The organism is Chroococcidiopsis cubana SAG 39.79 (assembly GCF_003991895.1).
In the GTDB taxonomy this organism is placed as follows: Bacteria; Cyanobacteriota; Cyanobacteriia; order Cyanobacteriales; family Chroococcidiopsidaceae; genus Chroococcidiopsis; species Chroococcidiopsis thermalis.
Genome location: NZ_RSCK01000107.1, coordinates 17,533 through 19,901, shown reverse-complemented (window position 1 = coordinate 19,901; position 2,369 = coordinate 17,533). Strand labels below are relative to the sequence as shown.

The 2,369-nt window shown below is 43.6% G+C and carries 2 protein-coding genes and 1 pseudogene; 2 read left to right on the top strand and 1 reads right to left on the bottom strand.

Annotated features, from left to right (window positions below; genetic code table 11):
* Positions 1-309: 309 nt before the first annotated feature.
* A complete protein-coding gene (locus DSM107010_RS42755; protein WP_127024890.1) occupies positions 310-768 on the bottom strand; it encodes a double zinc ribbon domain-containing protein in 459 nt (152 codons plus the stop codon).
* A gap of 87 nt (positions 769-855) precedes the next feature.
* On the opposite strand from DSM107010_RS42755, the pseudogene DSM107010_RS43335 reads away from it, so the two are divergent.
* Positions 856-1,750 (top strand): annotated as a pseudogene (locus DSM107010_RS43335) (tyrosine-type recombinase/integrase).
* 205 nt (positions 1,751-1,955) lie between these two features.
* Entirely contained in the window at positions 1,956-2,246 is a 291-nt protein-coding gene (locus tag DSM107010_RS32060) for a tyrosine-type recombinase/integrase (protein WP_127024896.1), read from the top strand.
* The last annotated feature ends 123 nt before the right edge of the window (positions 2,247-2,369 follow it).

Genomic DNA, 2,369 nt, shown 5'->3' with positions numbered 1-2,369 from the left:
TGCTTAAAATTAGCCAAGCTGGCTACTCAGGAATTATCGTGCCGATTTTCGGATTTATCCCATTAAGTTGACAATGCCGTAGCGAGCTATATCTCTTGTAGTGATAGAATTGGGAATTTCAGTGAATTGTAGCCGCTGTGCCGGAGATAAAAGTTCGCGAGTTGCCAATTAGATTACCTATATATTCTGTTTTTCAGAAGTGGTTTGGTTTTGTTTGTAATGAATTTGGCGAAAAAATCAGTCCAGCCTTAATATACCCCTCGATAAATCATAGGGGCTTTACGACAAGACTTGAAGGCTGGACTGATTTCAAGCCTTGCCTCCGTAAGAAGCGCCGCAGTAAGGGCAAAATTTGAATTTCAGCGACATAATTGGTTCATTGCAACTAGCGCAACGATTCCGTAAGGCTGTACCGCAAGCAAAGCAATACTTCGACCGTAAGTCTGTCCACATTTGGTCAGGGGTAGTTCCTGGAGTCCAACATTTAGGACAAAACTTCAACGTAGTTATTGTTTCTGGGGAGACTTTCTTCGCCGCCGCATCCAAGTACTCCGGTGGTATTCCCAACGCAGAAGCCAAACCACCTTTAGCCTTTTGATTGAGCCTCGAAGTTTGTCCACTCTCAATTTTGCGGATGGTCTGGATGTGTATTCCAGCTTTTAAACTCAACTCTTTTTGGGTTAAAGAAAGCTGAAAGCGTAGTCGCTGAACGTAATTAGCCAGCCCTTCTTCTCCCTTTGGCAGCGTCGAATGTTCTGTTACCACCATTAAAATATATCTAAAAATATATTTGTTAATGATAATCTAATATCTACACTTTGATTCAAATAAATTGCACTCATTTCCTCTAAAGTAATGATAACTTTAGCAGCTTTAACCACCCAGTTTTTAGAACGTCCGGGGCTAGCTAAAAGTACTCTGCGTTCCTATGAGTCTACGATGATCCCCTTACTCAAGCAGTATGGTCGATGGTCAATCGAAATCATCGACCGACAAGTTTTGGTGGAATATCTCAATCATCTAACTGATGTTTCCTATACTACCCACCACCGTCATCAAGCTGTAATCACGGCTTTGTTCAACTTTGCAGTCGAGCTGGGATATCTCAAATCCAATCCGATTGCGGGACTCACAAGACGTAAACCCATTCAAAATAAAGGAGAATATGCGAAGGGTGAACTGGTGCGTTATCTTACTCCTACTCAATTAAGTATCCTGTATCGCATTATCAAAAAAGATGTGCGAATGTCTGCGTTGGTGCGTTTGTTGCATACCAGTGGCGCGCTTGATTGCTGAGGTACTGGCTCTAAATTTAGATGACGTAGACCTCAACACCCGGAAATTTCAAGTTGTTGGCAAGGGGAACAAGCAACGGTGGTGTTTTTACAGTGAAGTGGCGCTTTTGAGTCTAAATCACTACATTAAATATTATCGACATCCCAACCATCCAGCACTGTTTACTGCTCAACAGCCAAAAACATTGGAAGTATCCCGTCTGTCGTACCGAATGGCGCATAAATCCTGGACTAGCCTCATTGGAGACAGTCCCGAACTCCAAGAAATTCGGATTCACGATCTACGGCACACTTTTGCTACAGAGCGGGTAGGGCTAATGGGGATTGAAGAACTCAGGGCGCTGATGGGACATCAAAGCATTCAGACAACATTACGGTATCAAAAAGTTACATCCCTTCGTGCCGAAGAAGTCGCACAATTGGCGTTAAAAAACTTGCCAAATTTTTCTGAATAATTCTAGTCTATAGCTTGATTATGTAGCAATAAAAAATACTTTTTTCCAAAAATCTTGTCAAGATGCAGGGAATACATACTACTCTGCACCAATCAACTGAGGGTAAATAGCCATACAGCGGGTACTGTTTAAAAATAGTTGGCTAAAATGGTTGCTGGATAACGCTTTCAGCCTTAGCGTACAATTTTCCCGTCTTGGCACGGTGATGCCAGACCCCAAGCATAGCGGAGAGCGATTGGGATACGACGGACTCTACAAAATGGTGAAGAAAGTGGCGGCGAGCGCGACGACAGAGGAGTTAAAACCGCACCATTTTCGGCACTCCTTTGGTAACACTATTACGCGAGCGGGTGTCGATCCTTTATATGGAAAGGAGCTGATGGGGATTAAGACGGATAAAGTCTACAGACGCTATACGCAGGGATCGTTAAAACAAGCCGCTGCCCAGGCTTACTTAAGGGCAATCGGTGAGGATGAAGGAGATGACCAAATCTAGTGGCAGATACGAAGACAAACGAGCCGCGATTAGTGTCACTGCGAAAACAGAGTCGCGATGCACTCAATGAATATTTATCGAGTCGTGAAGAACAAGGAGAAGAGATAAAGGGCGATCGCCCTT